This is a genomic window from Telluria aromaticivorans, from assembly GCF_013003915.1.
Classification (GTDB): domain Bacteria; phylum Pseudomonadota; class Gammaproteobacteria; order Burkholderiales; family Burkholderiaceae_D; genus Telluria; species Telluria aromaticivorans.
This window is the reverse complement of the sequence record NZ_JABAIV010000004.1, coordinates 107,286-123,978: the sequence shown is the minus strand read 5'-3', so window position 1 is coordinate 123,978 and position 16,693 is coordinate 107,286. Positions and strand designations below refer to the sequence as shown.

Annotated in this window: 13 protein-coding genes and 1 tRNA gene; 10 read left to right on the top strand and 4 right to left on the bottom strand. The window is 65.9% G+C overall.

Annotated elements, in window-relative coordinates:
- The first annotated feature begins 16 nt into the window (after positions 1-16).
- Positions 17-1,669: a bifunctional shikimate kinase/3-dehydroquinate synthase AroKB gene (gene aroKB / locus HGB41_RS13175; RefSeq protein WP_171085099.1), complete on the top strand. Its 1,653-nt coding sequence runs from the start codon at positions 17-19 to the stop codon at positions 1,667-1,669.
- 5 nt (positions 1,670-1,674) lie between these two features.
- The gene (locus HGB41_RS13170; RefSeq protein ID WP_171085098.1) at positions 1,675-2,808 is read left to right on the top strand and encodes a deoxyguanosinetriphosphate triphosphohydrolase; all 1,134 of its coding nucleotides are present in this window, start codon (positions 1,675-1,677) and stop codon (positions 2,806-2,808) included.
- Positions 2,809-2,934: 126 nt separating this feature from the next.
- On the opposite strand, the gene mutY is transcribed toward HGB41_RS13170, so the two are convergent.
- From mutY to mutM, 3 genes are all read right to left on the bottom strand, one after another.
- The gene (gene mutY, locus HGB41_RS13165; protein WP_171085096.1) at positions 2,935-4,038 is read right to left on the bottom strand and encodes an A/G-specific adenine glycosylase; all 1,104 of its coding nucleotides are present in this window, start codon (positions 4,036-4,038) and stop codon (positions 2,935-2,937) included.
- 11 nt (positions 4,039-4,049) lie between these two features.
- Complete coding sequence (locus HGB41_RS13160; protein ID WP_171085094.1) at positions 4,050-5,954, bottom strand: dynamin family protein; 1,905 nt, start codon at positions 5,952-5,954, stop codon at positions 4,050-4,052.
- 163 nt (positions 5,955-6,117) lie between these two features.
- Positions 6,118-6,951, bottom strand: coding sequence for a bifunctional DNA-formamidopyrimidine glycosylase/DNA-(apurinic or apyrimidinic site) lyase (gene mutM, locus HGB41_RS13155; protein WP_171085092.1), 834 nt, complete (start codon positions 6,949-6,951; stop codon positions 6,118-6,120).
- A 114-nt stretch (positions 6,952-7,065) separates the two neighbouring features.
- Between mutM and HGB41_RS13150 the strand changes: the two genes are divergently transcribed.
- From HGB41_RS13150 to pth, 7 genes are all read left to right on the top strand, one after another.
- Positions 7,066-8,898, top strand: a complete 1,833-nt coding sequence (locus HGB41_RS13150; RefSeq protein ID WP_171085090.1) for a tetratricopeptide repeat protein — start codon at positions 7,066-7,068, stop codon at positions 8,896-8,898.
- Between the two features lie 156 nt (positions 8,899-9,054).
- Positions 9,055-9,654: a lipoprotein insertase outer membrane protein LolB gene (gene lolB / locus HGB41_RS13145; RefSeq protein ID WP_171085087.1), complete on the top strand. Its 600-nt coding sequence runs from the start codon at positions 9,055-9,057 to the stop codon at positions 9,652-9,654.
- Positions 9,655-9,660: 6 nt separating this feature from the next.
- A complete protein-coding gene (gene ispE / locus HGB41_RS13140) occupies positions 9,661-10,548 on the top strand; it encodes a 4-(cytidine 5'-diphospho)-2-C-methyl-D-erythritol kinase (protein ID WP_171085085.1) in 888 nt (295 codons plus the stop codon).
- A gap of 80 nt (positions 10,549-10,628) precedes the next feature.
- Positions 10,629-10,705, top strand: a tRNA-Gln gene (locus tag HGB41_RS13135).
- 158 nt (positions 10,706-10,863) lie between these two features.
- Positions 10,864-11,814 (top strand): ribose-phosphate pyrophosphokinase, encoded by a 951-nt coding sequence (locus tag HGB41_RS13130; RefSeq protein WP_171085083.1) that lies wholly within the window; start codon positions 10,864-10,866, stop codon positions 11,812-11,814.
- Between the two features lie 236 nt (positions 11,815-12,050).
- A complete protein-coding gene (locus HGB41_RS13125; RefSeq protein WP_171085080.1) occupies positions 12,051-12,638 on the top strand; it encodes a 50S ribosomal protein L25/general stress protein Ctc in 588 nt (195 codons plus the stop codon).
- Positions 12,639-12,955: 317 nt separating this feature from the next.
- Positions 12,956-13,540 (top strand): aminoacyl-tRNA hydrolase, encoded by a 585-nt coding sequence (gene pth, locus HGB41_RS13120; RefSeq protein ID WP_171085078.1) that lies wholly within the window; start codon positions 12,956-12,958, stop codon positions 13,538-13,540.
- A gap of 17 nt (positions 13,541-13,557) precedes the next feature.
- On the opposite strand, the gene HGB41_RS13115 is transcribed toward pth, so the two are convergent.
- A complete protein-coding gene (locus HGB41_RS13115) occupies positions 13,558-15,405 on the bottom strand; it encodes a DUF3857 domain-containing transglutaminase family protein (protein ID WP_171085076.1) in 1,848 nt (615 codons plus the stop codon).
- 97 nt (positions 15,406-15,502) lie between these two features.
- Here HGB41_RS13115 and HGB41_RS13110 point away from each other — a divergent pair, with 97 nt between their 5' ends.
- Entirely contained in the window at positions 15,503-16,600 is a 1,098-nt protein-coding gene (locus tag HGB41_RS13110) for a patatin-like phospholipase family protein (protein ID WP_171085074.1), read from the top strand.
- The last annotated feature ends 93 nt before the right edge of the window (positions 16,601-16,693 follow it).

The following is a 16,693-nucleotide window of genomic DNA, read 5'->3' as shown; positions in this document are numbered from 1 at the left end:
TTCTGCGGACCTGGCAGTGTCTCATCCCAAGAACAACAATATTTTCCTCGTTGGCCTGATGGGGGCTGGGAAGACCACCATCGGACGCCAGCTCGCGCGCAAGCTCGGCAAGCGCTTCGTCGATTCCGACCACGAGATCGAAGCGCGCACCGGCGCCTCGGTGCCGTGGATTTTCGAGATCGAGGGCGAGCCGAGCTTCCGCCGCCGCGAAGCCGACATGATTCGCGACCTGACCACCCAGGACCACCTGGTGCTGGCCACCGGCGGCGGCGCCGTGCTCGATCCGGTCAGCCGCGCGCTGCTGGCCGAGCGCGGCACCGTGATTTATTTGCGCGCCGCGATCGGCAGCATCCTGCAGCGCACCTCGCACGACAAGAACCGCCCGTTGCTGCAAACCGCCGACCCGCGCGCCAAGCTCGAGGAACTGCTGGCCACGCGCGACCCGCTCTACCGCGAGATTGCAGACCTCGTCATCGACACCGGCCGACCTAACGTACAATCGATGGTTCAAACCATTCTGGACCAGCTCGCCGCGCTCGATACCGGACGCGCGCAGGAGCTGGCAAGCGATTCGATGAACGAACAGGCAAGCACTACCCTCAACGTCGACCTGGGCGAGCGCAGCTACCCGATCGCCATCGGCCGCGACCTGCTCGGCGATGCCGCGCTGCTCACCCGCCACATCGACAGCGGCAAGGTCGCCATCGTCACCAACACCGTCGTTGCTCCCCTGTACCTGGCGAAGGTCGCCGGCGCGCTGCGCGCCGCGGGCCGCGACGTGGTCGAGATCGTGCTGCCGGACGGCGAAGAGTACAAGACCTGGCAGTCGCTGAACCTGGTGTACGACGCGCTGCTGGCCAACCGCTGCGACCGCAAGACCACCCTGGTGGCGCTTGGCGGCGGCGTGATCGGCGACCTCACCGGCTTCGCGGCCAGCAGCTACATGCGCGGCGTGCCCTTCGTGCAGGTGCCGACAACGCTGCTGTCGCAGGTCGATTCCTCGGTGGGCGGCAAGACCGGCATCAACCACCCGCTCGGCAAGAACATGATCGGCGCCTTCTACCAGCCGCGCGCCGTGATCGCCGATACCGCCACCCTCGACACGCTGCCCGCACGCGAACTGTCGGCCGGCCTGGCCGAGGTGATCAAGCATGGCGCGATCCTGGATGCCGCCTATTTCGAATGGATCGAGCAGAACATCGGCAGGCTGGTGGCACGCGAGCCGGAAGCGATGGCCTACGCAATCGCACGCTCCTGCGAGATCAAGGCCGAAGTGGTGCGCAAGGACGAACGCGAAGGCGGCCTGCGCGCCGTGCTCAATTTCGGCCACACCTTCGGCCATGCGATCGAATCGGGCCTCGGCTACGGTAACTGGCTGCACGGCGAAGCGGTCGGCTGCGGCATGGTGATGGCGGCCGATTTGTCGGCGCGCCTTGGCCTGGTCGACGCGGCCACCGTCGAACGCCTGCGCGCGCTGGTGGCGGCTGCCGGCCTGCCGACCAGGGCGCCAGACCTGGGCCTGGAGCGCTGGATCGAGCTGATGGCGGTGGACAAGAAGAACGAGGGCGGGGCGATCAGGTTCATCCTGCTCAAACCATTGGGCAGCCCGTCGATCACGACGGCGCCGCCAGATATGCTGCGCGCCACGCTCGCAGCCTGCGTGCGGTGAATGCCATGGACTTCGACGCTCGATTAGCTCCCTACGCGGCCCATTCGTCGAAGTCGCGCGGCCGCATCCACATCGAGCCGCCGGCCGGTTCGCGCAGCGAATTCCAGCGCGACCGCGACCGTATCATCCACTCGACGGCCTTCCGCCGCCTCGAGTACAAGACCCAGGTGTTCCTGAACCACGAGGGCGATTTGTTCCGCACCCGGCTCACGCACAGCATCGAGGTGGCCCAGATCGGCCGCACGCTGGCGCGCAGCCTGCAGCTGAACGAAGACCTGGTCGAGGCTTGCGCGCTGGCGCACGACCTCGGTCATACGCCTTTCGGTCATGTGGGCCAGGACGTGCTCAATGAATGCATGAAGGACTACGGCGGCTTCGAGCACAACCTGCAAAGCCTGCGCGTGGTCGACCAGCTCGAAGAGCACTACGGCGCCTTCGACGGCCTGAATCTCACCTTCGAAACGCGCGAGGGCATCCTCAAGCACTGCTCGCTGGCCAACGCGCGCCAGCTGGGCGAGCTGGGACACCGCTTCATGAACCGCTGCCAGCCCAGCCTGGAAGCGCAGCTGACCGACCTGGCCGACGAGATCGCGTACAACAACCACGACATCGACGACGGCCTGCGTTCGGGCTTGTTGACGATGGCGCAGATGGAAGAGGTGGAGCTGTTTGCACGCCACCGCCATACGGTGGAAACGCAGTATCCCGGCTTGCCGGGACGGCGCGCCCTGTACGAGACAATCCGCCTGATGATCACGGCGATGACGGCTGACCTGGTCGAGACTTCGGCAGCCCTGATCGCGGAGGCGGCGCCGCAGGACATCGACGACGTGCGCGCATCGCTTCCCCTGATCCGCTTCTCGCCCCAGATGCGTGCCGAGACCACGGCGCTCAAGCGTTTCCTGTACGCGAACCTGTACCGCCACTTCCAGGTCAACCGCATGCGCGTCAAGGCCAGCCGCATCGTGCGCGAGCTGTTCGAGGCATTCTTGCAAGACCCGGTGCTGCTGCCGAAGGATTACCAGGTCGACGGGGACCCGATGGGGCAGGCGCGGAAGATCGCGGATTACATTGCGGGGATGACGGACCGGTATGCGATCCGGGAGCATCGGCGCATCTTTTCGCTGGATCATTTCTAGACCGTAGCGTGGGCGGGTCTCCCGCCCACGCGTTCAAATCACGGTGATGTCGCCCGTGCAGCTGCTCGCACCGAAACTATCACCGCGTGGGCAAGGGACTTGCCCACCCTACGGGGCAGCTAGTATTTAATTAAACAACCCCGGCCTTCCCAACTCCAGCAACAGCTTCTTCACCGGCGCCGGCAAGGGCGCCGCATCGATCCGCTCCATATCCCACCACACATGCCGTCCGGTCGCGCCCCCGCGTTCCGACAGCACCACCTGCCACGGCGCGATGTGCAGCTTGTAGTGCGTGAACACGTGCACCAGCGGCCGCAGCGCCTGGATCTCTTCCACGGCGCCGAACTGCGCCGCCGCCACCGTAATCTCCGAAGCCAGCACCGCATCCACGTCGACCCCAAGGTGCCCATCCACCTCCGGTAGCGACATCAGCCCGCCCCAGATACCGGTGCCGGGCCGCTGCTCCAGCAGCACCTGGCCGCGGTCGATCACGACCAGCAGCGCCGCGCGCTTTTCCGGCGAAGTCTTTTTCGGCTTGCGCACCGGGAGTTCCGCCGTGCGCCCAGTGGCATAGGCCACGCAGCGCTCCTTCAAAGGGCAGCGTGGGCAATCCGGGCGGCTGCGGGTGCAGAGAGTCGCGCCCAGGTCCATCAGCCCCTGCGTGTACGATTCGATGCCTTGCTCGGGCAACAGCGCATCGGCACGGCGCCACAGGGCGTCTTCGACCCGCTTCCCGCCCGGGTACTGCTCGATGCCGAACACCCGCGCGAACACGCGCTTGACGTTGCCGTCCATGATCGCAACGCGTGCGCCCACCGAGAAGGCGGCGATGGCCGCCGCCGTCGAGCGGCCGATGCCCGGCAGGTCCGCCAGCAGCGCCGGGTCGCCCGGGAAGACGCCGCCGTATTCCTCCACCACGCGCCTGGCGCAGGCATGCAGGTTGCGCGCGCGGGTGTAGTAGCCCAGCCCGCTCCAGTGGGCCATCACGTCGTCAAGCGGCGCGTCGGCCAGCGCCTGCACCGTCGGGAAGCGCTCCAGGAAGCGTGCGTAATAGCCGAGCACCGCGGCGACCTGGGTCTGTTGCAGCATGATCTCGGACAGCCAGATGCGGTAGGCGTCCGTCGTGTTCTGCCATGGCAGCGTGTGGCGGCCATGGGTGCGCTGCCAACGGATCACGGCGTGCGAGAAAGTCGGGTCGGCCAGCTGGTCGAATTCGGTCAAGCGCTTCATGCGGGGTGTTCCTAAATGCGTGCTTCCAGTGTGGCGGCGACCTGTGCGGACAAGGCCGCCAGGTGCGCGCGCGTGCCTTCGAGCGCCGCGTGGCTGCCCTCGAAGGCGGTGATTTTCTGTTCCAGGCTGTCGGTGGCCTCGAAGATGCGGCCGATCGAAGCCTGGCGGCCGCGCAGCTGCTCGCGGTGCTGGCGGATCGCGGTTTCCAGCGGCGCCATGATCACCTTCAGCCAGGCTTCGGCGTCCAGGTTCGCGGCGCGGAAACTGCGCCGCACGCGCGAGGCGATCGAATCGAAGAAGCGCTCCAGCAAGGTAGCGCGGCTGGTCATGAGCAGGGTGGCGGTGCCGAACTGCTTCAGGAACAGCTCTTCGACCTCGTCGATTTCAATCCGGTAGCGCTCGAGCGACAATGTCATCGGGCTGGCCAGCGCCAGGCCATGCTCGGCCGCGAACTTGCGCACCATGCTGTCCATCATCGCGCCGATCTCGGCAACCTTCGCGTTCGATGCGTCCAGATTGGCGCGCGCCGTATCGAAAAAGGCGCGCACCGGCTGGCGCATGCCGGTGGCAAAGCGCGCCGCCTGCATCTCGGCGCGCACGGCATCGGTCTGCCCTTGCACGGTGTCCATGCCCAGCGTCGAATACAGCTCGGTCGACAGGCGGGCGAACACCGCGCGCGTGCCCTGCAGCTTGAACAGGCTGGCGTCGAATTCCTTCTTTTCCAGCTCCACGCGGCGCATCATGTGCGCGATCACGTTCTGGTTCTTGCCGCGCAGGCTCTTGAGCTCGCGCAGCTGGTCGACCAGGTCGCGCATGCGGGCGCCGGCCAGCGCCGCCTGGCCGGCGGCCACTTGTTCGAGGTCGAGGTCCAGTTGGCGCCGCACGATCTCCTTGCGCGCCGGGATCAGGTCGTGGAACAGCGCCGCTTCGAGCGCGCCCAGCCGGCTCTTCTCGAACAGGGCCATGTCGCCGTTGATCTTGCCGACCAGCGCCTTTTGCGCCGACACCGGATACACCCGCGCGCTGTCCAGCCCCAGTTGCTGGGCCACGCCCAGCTGCTGGCGCGCGATCTCGGCGTCGTTCTGTTCGGGCGTGCGCAGCTCGTCCCACATGGCGTCGATCTTGTTCAGCACCGCCAGCCGCCCCGGCCCGGCGCCGATATGCGTGCGCCAGACATCGATGTCGCTCTTGGTCACGCCGGTTTCGGCGGCCAGGATGAACAGCACCGCGTGCGCATTCGGGATCAGGTTCAGGGTCAGTTCCGGCTCGGTGCCGATCGCGTTCAGGCCCGGCGTGTCGAGGATTACCAGGCCCTGCCTGAGCAGCGGGTGGGGCAGGTTGATGATCGCGTGGCGCCACTGCGGGATCTCGACCGTGCCGTCCGGCCCCAGGCTGGTGGCGGTGTCCGGGTCGGCCGGGTCCCACAGGCCGTAGCGTTCCGCCTCCAGCGCCGGCACGCGGCGCGTCAGGCTTACCTGGCGGAAGGCCTCGGTCATGCGCTCGGGCGCGTCGAGATCCAGGGGCAGGGTAGTCCAGGCGCTTGGGTCGTCGCGGAAATCGCTGGTGGACAGGTGTTCGGCGCGGGTCTCGATCGGCAGCAGGCGGATGCAGGGCGGCAGCGCCGCGTCGTACAGCAGCTCGGTCGGGCACATCGTGGTGCGTCCAGCGCTCGAGGGCAGGATGCGCTGGCCGTAGTCGGCGAAGAACAGTGCGTTGATCAGCTCGGTTTTTCCGCGCGAGAATTCGGCCACGAAGGCCACCGAAAGGCGGTCGTCGCGCAAGCGCGCCAGTGCCCGTGCCAGCTGCTGCTCGCCCGCGCCATCGACCAGCGCGGCATCGCGCAGCGCGGCGCCATAGGCTTCCAGCGCTGCGGTGACGGCGGCGCGCCAGGCGCCATACTGTTGGAAATCCTGCATGTTTCTTTGCCTGTAAATTGGCCGGTTAATGTAGGGTGGGCGGGTCTCCCGCCCACGCGGTCAACGAACGTACCCGAAGCACATACGCGTATTCATTGACGTGATTTGGACGCGCGGGGTGGTCTGGTCCAGTGGACCAGACCACAAGCCGCCCACCCTACGGTCAACGCTGGCATTGCACGCAATAGAAAGTCGAGCGCTGGCCCTGCTTGATCTGGCGGACCGGCGCGCCACAGTTGCGGCAAGGCACTCCTGCACGATCATAGACGAAATATGTCTGCTGGAAATATCCGGATTGTCCGTTTACAGCAATAAAGTCCTTCAGGGTGCTGCCGCCCTGGACGATGGCGGCGGCCAGGATCTCCTTGATCGCCACGGCCAGCCGGTCGTAGCGGGCGCGGCTAATGCGCGCGGCCGGGGTTTTCGGGTTGATCCCGGCCTGGAACAGGCTTTCGCAGGCGTAGATATTGCCGACGCCGACCACGATATCGCCCGCCAGCAGCACCTGCTTGATCGGCGCACTGCGCTTGCGGGTCTCGCGGTGCAGCAGTTCGCCCGAAAAGCCGTCCTCGAGCGGCTCGATCCCCAGGCCGCGCAGCAGCAGGTGGTCGCCCAGCGCGCCTTCATCCTGGTCGTGCCAGAGTACGGCGCCGAAGCGGCGCGGATCGTGCAGGCGCAATACCTGTTGGCCTTCCGGCCCGGCCACGACCAGGTCGAAGTGGTCGTGCTTGCGCGGCTCGACCCCTGGCGGCAGTACGCGCAGGTGGCCGGACATGCCGAGGTGGATGATCAGGGCGCCATGTTCGAAATGGACCAGCAGGTATTTGCCGCGGCGGCCGGTGTGCGTGATGCGTTGCCCGACCAGCAAGCCGGAGAGGCCGGGCGGGAAGGGCCAGCGCAGGCCTTCGCGGCGCATCACCACCGCGTCGACGACGCGGCCTTCGATATGGGGAGCGACACCGCGCCGGGTGACTTCTACTTCTGGGAGTTCGGGCATGGGGAGGAATTCGGTGACAATTCTTGGAAAGCGACTAACGGCAACTGCGCTCCAGTGCACGCGGGACCACGCTTGAGCGTAGAATCAGACGACACCCAGAACACAGGATTTGCCTTGAAAAACGCTTTCGTTATTGTAACCCTCTCCAGCATCCTGGCGGCGTGCGCTGTCGCGCCCACACAGCAGCCGGCGGTGGCGTCCAGCGCCGCGCTGGCGGCGGGCGCCGACATCCCGCTCGGGCAGGAACAGGACGACACGGCGGCGGCTACGGAGAGCGCCGAAGAGCTCGAAGCGAAACTCCGGGCCGAGGTCGAGGCGCGCCTGCCCAAGGTCGAACTGACCAGCAGCATGCTGAACCAGCTACTTAAGGCCGAGTTCGCATTCCGCAAGGGCGACTGGCAGGGCCCCTACCTCACCATGCTGTCGCTGGCCCAGCAGACCCGCGACCCGCGCCTGGCGCGCCGCGCGGCCGAGATGGCGGTCACTGCGCGCCAGCCCGACGACACCCTGGCCGCCGTGCGCCTGTGGCGCGAGCTCGATCCGGCCTCCGACGAGGCAACCCAGTATTTCGTCGGCATGGTGGTCACCTCGGACGCCATCGCCGAAGTCGAGCCGATCTTCGCCGAGCGCCTGAAGGCCGCCCCGGAAAAGAACCGGGGCGTGCTGATGTTCCAGATCCAGCAGCTGCTCGGCCGCGCCAAGGACAAGGACGCGGCGGCCGCCATGCTCGAGCGCATCGTTACCCCCTATAACGGCACCCTGGAAGCCCACATCGTGCGCGCCCAGGCGGCCCTGGCCCGCGCCGACAAGGGTGCGGCCGTGCGCGAGGCGCAGGCGGCGCTGGCGGCCAAGCCCGACTCCGAAATCGCCATGCTGATGATGGCCCAGGTGCTGGAAGACGACGCCAAGGTGGCGCCGATGCTGGAAGCCTTCCTGAAACAGCATCCGGAAGCGCGCGAAGTGCGCGCCGCCCATGCTCGCGTCCTGGTCAACCAGAAGCAGTTCCCGCAGGCGCGGGCCCAGTTCGAAGCCCTGCTCAAGGCCAGGCCCGACGATGCCGGCAACCTGTATGCGCTGGGCGTGCTGGCCAGCCAGATGAACGACGCCAAGGCCGCCGAAACCTATTTCACTCGCTTTGTCGAGATCCTCGGCCGTAACCCGGAAGACGACCGCGACCCGACCCGCGCGCTCTTGATCCTGGCGCAACTGGCCGAAGACCGCGGCGACTATCCCGGCGCGCTGAAGTGGCTAGAGAAAGTCCCGGCCGGCACCGAGCCGCAACTGTTGTTCAGCGCCCAGCTGCGCCGCGCAGGCCTGCTGGCGAAGGGCGGCGACCTGGCCGGTGGACGCCAGCTGCTGGCCAGCCTGAAACCCGCCGAGCCGGTGCAGCAGGCCCAGGTGGCGGTGGCCGAATCGCAGCTGCTGCGCGATGCCGGCCAGGTGCTCGAGGCGTACACGCTGATGGAAGCGGCCGCCCAGCGCTTCCCGAAGAATCCCGACCTGCTGTACGACTTCGCGCTGCTGGCCGAAAAGATCGGCCGGGTCGAGGTAATGGAAAAGGTGCTGCGCGAGGTGATGGCGCTGGCGCCGGACAACCACCATGCCTACAACGCCCTTGGCTATTCGCTGGCCGAGCGCAACATCCGCCTGCAGGAAGCCCACGAGTTGATAGGCAAGGCGCTCGCGATGGCGCCGGGCGACCCCTTCATCATGGACAGCATGGGCTGGGTGCAGTACCGCCTGGGCAAGCTCGACGAGGCGGAAAAATACCTGCGCCAGGCCTATGCGCTGCGGCGCGACCCGGAAATCGCGGTGCACCTTGGCGAGGTGCTGTTCCAGAAGGGCAGGCAGGCGGATGCCCAACAATTGTGGCGTGAGGCGCGCGCCAAGGATCCGCAGAACGATACGCTGCGCAGCACGCTGGCGCGGCTGCGGCAGACCTTGTGAAATAATCCAGCTTTGCATTGGCCGCCTTTGTAGGGTGGGCGGGTTTCCCGCCCGCGCGTTCAACGGGCGCCGGCATCGCCGCGATATATCAACCGATTGTTATCACCGCGTGGGCGGGAAACCCGCCCGCCCTACGAACACCTGACTTTTTCATCAATGCCAATCACCAGACGCCTGACCCTGCTCGCCCTCGCCGCCACCATCCTCACCGGCTGCGCCACCACCAGCACCAATGTCGCCACCGTCGGCGCTTACCGCGACAGCATCGACCTGAATGGCCGCCTGGCGGTCAACTACCAGAAGGATGGCAAGACCGAATCGCTGAACGGCAATTTCAGCTGGGCGCAGCGCCCGGGACATGTCGACGTCGAGCTGGTGTCGCCGCTGGGGCAAACCGTGGCGACCATCGCCGTCACGCCCGGTTCGGCCACCCTCACCCAGGCCGGCCGGGCGCCGGTGAGCGCGACCGACATCGACGGGCTGACCCAGCAGGCGCTGGGCTGGCCGCTGCCGGTCTCGGGCCTGCGCGACTGGCTGCAGGGCTATGCGGTGGATGCCGGCGGGCAGCGCTTCTCGGCTTCGCCCGCGCATAACAGCGTGACCACGCGCGACGGCTGGCGACTGCGCTTCGTCGAGTGGCAAAATGCCGATGCGGCCCAGCCGGCGCCGCGCGTGATCCATGCCGAGCGCGCCGCGGCAGGCGATATCCAGGACCTGTCGATCCGCATCGTCGTGAACCCGGCAGGGCAGGGGTAAGACCGCATGCGTTCGCTGCACGATTGCCCGGCTCCGGCCAAGCTCAATTTGTTCCTGCACGTCGTCGGCCGCCGCGCCGACGGCTACCACCTGCTGCAAAGCGTGTTCCAGCTGGTCGACCGCGCCGACACCCTGCATTTCGACCTGCGCGACGATGAGCTCATCGTGCGCACGACCGAGGTGCCGGGCGTGCCGGCCGACCAGGACCTGATCGTGCGCGCGCTGCGCCTGTTGCAGGCGGAATACGCGCGCCGCCACGGCCGCCTGCCGCCGGGCATCGACGTGGCCGTGGAAAAGATCCTGCCGATGGGTGGCGGGCTGGGAGGAGGGTCGTCGGATGCGGCCACCGCGCTGATGGCGGCCAACCGCCTGTGGCAGGCTGGATTGTCGCAGCAGGAGTTGATGGATCTCGGCCTGCCGCTGGGCGCCGACATCCCGTTCTTCCTGTTCGGCGAGACCGCCTTCGCCGAGGGCGTCGGCGAGCGCTTGCTGCCTGTGCGCGGCCCCGACTGCTGGTATGTCATTATCGAACCGGGCGTCGCAGTACCGACCCCGGCAATATTTTCGGCGCCGGATTTGACAAGGGATACTGGGCGGGTCATAATATCGGACTTTTCCAGCAGCTACGAAGTTTCAGGCAAGCATCGTGGTTTCGGGAAGAATGATTTGCAGGACGTGGCTGAGCGCCTGTTCCCGCCGGTAGCTCAGGCGGTAGAATGGTTGGGCAGGCATGGCGATGCCAGGATGACTGGCTCCGGGGCGTGTGTGTTTTGCGCGTTCTCCAGCGAGCGTGAAGCTGACCAGGTGGTGGCCCTTGTGCCAGGTACTTGGCGGGCTTGGAAAGCACATTCGCTGTCGAGGCATCCGATGAAATCGCTCTTGCAGAATCAGTGAGTTATGGAATAAAATTTTGCCTGTCGCGACGTTAGGCGTTAAAATACGCAGAATGTAACGGCAAGCAAGTGCAGTCGTGTAGGGGAATCGCCAAGCTGGTTAAGGCACCGGATTTTGATTCCGGCATACCAAGGTTCGAATCCTTGTTCCCCTGCCAAAGTTTTCCCGGCTGTCGATGCCACAGCGTCCAGCGGGTAAAAACAGCGGTGCAATGCTCCGCGAGCATCGGCAACGCATCGTCGTCAATAATCAGCCGGTTCAGCCGGCTGATTGTTTTTCAAGTGTCAACTCTTCTATCTCTTGGGACTTTCCTCCATGGCTTACGAAAACCTGATGGTTTTTACCGGCAATGCCAATCCGGCACTAGCAGAGGGGGTCGCTAAGAACCTCGGCATTCCACTCGGCAAAGCAGTCGTTTCGAAATTCTCGGACGGCGAAGTCATGGTCGAAATCAACGAGAACGTCCGCGGTAAAGACGTCTTCGTCCTGCAATCGACCTGCGCACCGACCAACGACAACCTGATGGAAATCATCCTGATGGTTGACGCGCTCAAGCGTGCATCGGCAGGCCGCATCACCGCCGCCATCCCGTATTTCGGTTACGCCCGCCAGGACCGCCGCCCGCGTTCGGCGCGTGTCGCGATCTCGGCCAAAGTCGTCGCCAACATGCTGGAAGAAGCCGGGGTGGAGCGCGTCCTGATCATGGACCTGCACGCTGACCAGATCCAGGGCTTCTTCGATATCCCGGTCGACAATATCTACGCATCGCCGATCCTGCTGGGCGACCTGCAGAAGCGCAACTACGACGACCTGCTGGTCGTGTCGCCCGACGTCGGTGGCGTGGTGCGCGCGCGCGCCCTGGCCAAGCGCCTCGGCTGCGACCTGGCGATCATCGACAAGCGCCGCCCGAAGGCGAACGTGTCGGAAGTCATGAACATCATCGGTGAAGTCGAAGGCCGCAACTGCGTGATCATGGATGACATGGTCGACACCGCCGGCACGCTGACCAAGGCTGCCGAAGTGCTGAAAGAGCGCGGCGCCAAGAAAGTGGTCGCTTACTGCACGCACCCTGTTCTGTCGGGTCCGGCAATCGACCGCATCAACAATTCGCCGCTCGACGAGCTGGTCGTCACGGACACCATCCCGCTGAGCGCAGCCGGCGCCGCCTGCACCAAGATCCGCCAGCTCACCAGCGCACCACTGCTGGCCGAGACCTTCAAGCGCATCGTCAAGGGCGACTCGGTGATTTCGCTGTTCGCCGAATAAGCAACACCGCACCTGTTTTTACGGCGCGCCCTGGCTCAAAAGCCGGCGCGCCGTTGTACTATCTCGGGTTGTACAGAATCCTGGGCATATGTCAGTGCCCAACGACAGTAATTCTTGAGCGCGCAGTTGGCGCTCATTCATGACTGCCCCTGGTCGCGGGGGTGGTCACCACAACTGGGTTACCGGGCCGGCACACCTGTTCCGGCATTCGGACCCCTATATACTTGGAGTTTCACATGAAAGTTGTTGCAACCAACCGCACCCTGCAGGGCACCGGAGCGAGCCGCCGCCTGCGCAAGGCTGGCCAGACCCCAGGCATCATCTACGGCGGCACCGCTGCCCCAGTCCTGATCACCCTGGACGGCAACGCCCTGTGGCACGCGCTGAAGAAAGAAGCGTTCCACGGTTCCGTGCTGGACCTCGAAATCGAAGGCGCCACCCAGCAAGTCCTGCTGCGTGACTTCCAGATGCACGCATACAAGCAACTGGTCCTGCACGCTGACTTCCAGCGCGTCGATGCATCGCAAAAGATCCACACCAAGGTCGCCCTGCACTTCATCAACGCCGAGACCTCGCCAGCTGTCAAGCTGAGCGCAGCTGTCATCTCGCACGTGCTGAACGAGCTGGACGTGTCCTGCCTGCCAGGCAAGCTGCCTGAGTTCATCGAAGTCGACCTGAGCAAGCTGGAAGCCGGCCAGTCGATCCACACGAACGACCTGGTCCTGCCAGAAGGCGTGACCGCGCTGACCCACGGCCAGAACCTGACCATCGTCACCTCGTCGATTCCACGCGGCGCCGTGTCGGCTGAAGCAGCTGCTGAGTAATATCTTCTTGTAGCGCCGCGCAAGCGGTGCGAAGAAACAAAAACCCGCCGCGGCTTGCCCCGGCGGGTTTTTTGTTTTTCGTAGGGTGGGCGGCTCTTCCCGGGTAATCCGAGCAGCCTGAACCATCACCGCCGCCCGCGCGTTCAATCATTGGATGAGCAGACGCCCAGGCAGCCTTGCCCTGGTTTGAACGCGCGGGCGGCGGCCACGGTAACACCGGGCATCTTCCGGGTAGAGCCCCCCACCCTACGAACGGCGGACGCTTGTCCCGACGTTTTTCAGCGATAATCCTGTTTTTCCAAGAATCAAAACTACGCATGTCCATCCGACTGATCGTCGGCCTCGGCAACCCGGGCCCGGAATACGAACAAACCCGCCACAACGCCGGCTTCTGGCTGGTCGACAACCTGGCCAATTCGCTGCCGGGCTGCCGCCTGCAGCGCGAGACCCGCTTCAACGCCCTGGTCGCGAAGACCCGGATCGCGGGCAACGAAGTCTGGCTGCTGGAGCCGCTGACCTACATGAACCGCTCCGGCCAGTCGGTCGGCGCGCTGGCGCGCTTCTATAAAATCAATCCGGATGAAGTGCTGGTCGTGCACGACGAGCTCGACATGTTGCCGGGCGTGGCCAAGCTGAAGAAGGGCGGTTCCTCCGGGGGGCATAACGGCCTGAAGGACATCACCTCCGCGCTCGGCACCCAGGACTACTGGCGCCTGCGCCTCGGCATCGGCCATCCGCGCAGCCTGAACCTGCAGCAGGGCGTGGCCGACTTCGTGCTGCACCGCCCGCGCCGCGAAGAGCAGGTGCTGATCGAGGAATCGATCGACAAGAGCCTGCGCATCATCCCGCTGGTCTGCGAAGGCAAGATGGATACGGCGACCATGCAGTTGCATACTGCCTGAGTGTAGTCACACCGGCGCTAGCGCCCTTGCACCACCACCTGGCCGCGCAGGTCGCGCATCATGCGCTCCAGCGCCGGCCGCATGACGCGGTAGTCGTCCGGGGTGCAGGTTGCCGCTGTATGCCTGAATTGCAGGCGCCGCTTTACCACCACCGCATCGCCCTGCCGCGCATATTGCGAACGGTAATAGAACCTGCCATCGTCGACCACCAGCGGTTTCGGTAGCGCAAGCACGCGTGTTTTTGCCGGCAGCCGGTAACGCAGCTCGTCCTCGGCGTCGATGGCGGGACAGACGAAGTCCTGGCGCCGCTCCGGCTCGCGTCCCAGCTCGAACAGCACATCGCCCAGGCCGCCCCAGAAATTGTAGGTGGTGGACAGCGCGACCGGGCCGGGCAGGTGCACGAAGCCGTTGGTTTCCCCTGAAAACGCCAGCGTGTAATCGCTCGAGGGCGCATCGAGCTCGCCCGGCTCGAGCAGGCCGTCGCCTGTCTGCCCCAGGCCGGCCAGCATGCGCCGCACGAAGCGCTCGCGCTCGCCCTGCGGCGTGGCGCGCACCGCCTGCCGGTAGGGTTCCGCAATGGCGCCGCCGCTGGTGCGCGCCACGTGAAAGCGGCTGCTGCCGTCGCGCGCGATATCGAAGCGCGTGAGCGTGCGGCTGCGTGCCCGCTGGAAGACCGGCGTCACGGCGAACGCGCCGCTGTCGGCCAGCACGACCGGTTTGCCGAGCAGGCCGGGTGGCAGGAAACCGCCGGCCACCGTCGCCGCGGTCGGGTCGAAGTAGAGCTGCAGCTGGGGCACATAGACGATCACGTGGTTCAGCACCCCGAGCGTCGGCACGGCCGGCAGGCGGTAGGCGGCGTCGCTGTTGACCAGCGCGGCGCTGCCCTGGATGCCGGCGGCGGCCAGCAGCGCCTGCAGCAGCGCCGCGTGGTCCTTGCAGTCGCCATAGCGGTTGGCCAGCACGGCCGGTGCGGGATGCGGCACCACGCCGCCGGGGCCGAGATAGACCGCGACATAGCGGATGTTGCGCCTGACCCAGTCGGACAGCGCGATCGCACGCGCACGCGGATCAACGATGCCCTGCGTGATCTCGGCCGCGAGCTTGCTGATGGCAGCGTCAGGAATCGCAGCTGTCGCGGCGCGGGAGTGGTAGGCGCGGGCGAAGGCGGCGTAATCCGGGAAGGTGGTGACGGCCAGGCGCCGGCCGTAATCGAGATAGCTCACCGAGCCTTGCTCGATGCGGTCGTGGTCGCCGTCCACATAGCGCCAGGTCGTGCGACGCCGGCCAGGTGGGCTGGCGCTAGGTGCCCGCTCGAAGCCCACCGCGTCGGCTTGCAGCAGCATTGAGGAGGGCAAGTCGTAGGTCAGCCGGAAGTCCTTGGTGCGGAAGGGGCGGGCGATCGTGAAATCTTCGAATTGCCCGGGGAACAGCGGCGTATGGCGCCGGAGCCGGTAGCGCAAATTCAGCGTGTCGCCCACCGCGACGTCGGGAAAGATGACGACTTTCAGGCGCGTGTCCTGGAACATCGGCGCATCCTGGGAGGCGGCTTCCTTCTGCTCGCGGATCTGGCTAGGCGCGACCGGCACGCGGCGGCCATCGGCCTTGGCGGTCCAGGCCTCGACAGACACTATCTGGTCGAGCGAAGCATTGAAACTGATGAACTGCTCGGCATGCAGATCGATGGCGGAACTGGTCGCGATGCTCTTGGCCAGTTCGACGTCGAGCACATAGGATCCGTCGGCGTCGACCGTGAAGTGCTGGTGGTAGCGCTCGACGATGACCGTGCTATCGGTGCTGGTGGCGCTGGCCACTAGCGAACCGCAGCCGAACAGCAGGAAGAAAACCAGGGCAAGTCGAAACGGCATGGCGGGCTCCGCGAACAGCGACCGATCCATGTTACGCAGCACCCTCGCATCACCCTTGAGTCAGCGCAAGTGCGATCTTCCTGCGATAATTTTGTCCATGAAGGCACTCACATTCCATGCCGGGCCGCTGGCCCTGGCCCAGATCGGCGCGCAGGGCTTGCGCGCGCAGGACATCGCCATCGTCCCGGCCGCCGCCGGCGGACCGAAGGGCTTGATTTTCCAGGCGCTCGACCAGTGGATGTTCGGCGAATGGCTGCCCTCTGCCCCGCGCGAGCGCGACCTCATTGGCGCGTCGATCGGCGCCTGGCGCATGGCCGCCGCCTGCCAGCGCGACCCCGCCAAGGCCTTCGCGCGCCTGGGCGAGCTGTACGCGGGCCAGCGCTACACCAGCAAGAAGCCGACCCAGGGCGAGATCAACGAGGTGGTGCAGGGCCTTTTGAACGAATTCGTGCGCGGCCACGAAGACGACATCGTCAGCCACCCCCACTACCGGCTGCACCTGCTGGCCGTGCGCGGCAAAGGTGGCCTGGCGGCACCGGCGCATCCGCGTGCGGAACTACGCGGGTTTGCCGCGGCAGCGCTGCACAATGCCGGCTCGCGCGACTGGCTGGGGCGCCTGCTGGAACGCGTCGTGATTGGCGACCAGCGTTCGCAAGCGCCCTGGCTGCGCGAGCGCTTCGATGCTTTCACCACCCATTTTTCATCGCTCACGCGCGACAACCTGGCAGCCGGCCTGCTGGCCTCGGGCACCTTGCCGCTCCTGATGAAACCGGTGACCGGCATCGCGGAAGCGCCACCCGGCAGCTACTGGGATGGCGGCATCATCGATTACCACCTGGCCTTGCCTTATGCGCGCGCGGCAGGGGAGGCGAAGGGCGACCTGGTGCTGTACCCGCATTTTACGCAGCACATCGTGCCGGGCTGGCTCGACAAGGGCTTCCCATGGCGCCGGGCCGCGCGCGGCGCCAACCGCGGCTGGCTCGACAACGTCCTGATCGTCGCGCCGTCGGACGACTTCCTGCGCACCCTGCCGCGTGGGAAGCTGCCGGACCGGGCGGATTTCAAGTTCCATGGGCTTGACCACGACGCGCGCATCCGCGACTGGCAGCGCGCGATGGGGGAGGGGCAGCGCTTGCGCGATGAACTCGCGGAGTTCGTGGCCAAGCCTGATTTGGCGCGGGTACGGCCGCTCTAGCCTGGCTGCCATCAACAAAAAGCCGCTGCAAGGGCAAGGGTCTACTTACAGCGGCCCCGTGTACGCTAGTGCTGAGTGTAAAAGTTATCGACT

What these genes read in the sequence shown, in the direction of transcription:
- HGB41_RS13170 (WP_171085098.1), top strand. Translation starts at nt 1,675, where the DNA reads ATGGACTTCGACGCTCGATTAGCTCCCTACGCGGCCCATTCGTCGAAG.
- mutY (WP_171085096.1), bottom strand. Translation starts at nt 4,038, where the DNA reads ATGAAGCGCTTGACCGAATTCGACCAGCTGGCCGACCCGACTTTCTCG.
- HGB41_RS13160 (WP_171085094.1), bottom strand. Translation starts at nt 5,954, where the DNA reads ATGCAGGATTTCCAACAGTATGGCGCCTGGCGCGCCGCCGTCACCGCA.
- mutM (WP_171085092.1), bottom strand. Translation starts at nt 6,951, where the DNA reads ATGCCCGAACTCCCAGAAGTAGAAGTCACCCGGCGCGGTGTCGCTCCC.
- lolB (WP_171085087.1), top strand. Translation starts at nt 9,055, where the DNA reads ATGCCAATCACCAGACGCCTGACCCTGCTCGCCCTCGCCGCCACCATC.
- ispE (WP_171085085.1), top strand. Translation starts at nt 9,661, where the DNA reads ATGCGTTCGCTGCACGATTGCCCGGCTCCGGCCAAGCTCAATTTGTTC.
- HGB41_RS13130 (WP_171085083.1), top strand. Translation starts at nt 10,864, where the DNA reads ATGGCTTACGAAAACCTGATGGTTTTTACCGGCAATGCCAATCCGGCA.
- HGB41_RS13125 (WP_171085080.1), top strand. Translation starts at nt 12,051, where the DNA reads ATGAAAGTTGTTGCAACCAACCGCACCCTGCAGGGCACCGGAGCGAGC.
- pth (WP_171085078.1), top strand. Translation starts at nt 12,956, where the DNA reads ATGTCCATCCGACTGATCGTCGGCCTCGGCAACCCGGGCCCGGAATAC.
- HGB41_RS13115 (WP_171085076.1), bottom strand. Translation starts at nt 15,405, where the DNA reads ATGCCGTTTCGACTTGCCCTGGTTTTCTTCCTGCTGTTCGGCTGCGGT.
- HGB41_RS13110 (WP_171085074.1), top strand. Translation starts at nt 15,503, where the DNA reads ATGAAGGCACTCACATTCCATGCCGGGCCGCTGGCCCTGGCCCAGATC.